The following is a 279-nucleotide window of genomic DNA, read 5'->3' as shown; positions in this document are numbered from 1 at the left end:
AGTCTAAAGCATTAGCACGTCAATTCACTAAATCTTTCTTTGATGGTGATTCAGCTAAGAATCCACTAGAGTTTGATGGTATTGGTAAGCAAGTATCAGGAACAGCACAAGACATCGACAATGCAGAAGGTACATTAACACTAGATAAATTACATGAGTTACTAGATGCGGTTGAAGGTGGGGCAGACGTATTATTCATGTCTAAAGCTATGCGACGTGAATTACAGAAAATCCTAGAAGGACAAAACCATTACATTCAAGTTGGTAAAGATGCTTTCG

General features: G+C 38.0%; 1 protein-coding gene. It reads left to right on the top strand.

Annotated elements, in window-relative coordinates:
• Positions 1-279: hypothetical protein (locus tag R0J88_RS19615; protein WP_410900815.1), on the top strand; the 279-nt coding region annotated here is incomplete at both ends.

The organism is Pseudoalteromonas sp. SIMBA_162 (genome assembly GCF_046535955.1).
Lineage (GTDB): Bacteria > Pseudomonadota > Gammaproteobacteria > Enterobacterales > Alteromonadaceae > Pseudoalteromonas > Pseudoalteromonas marina.
Note: the sequence above shows the minus strand (reverse complement) of the source record. Positions and strands in the feature narration are given on the sequence as shown.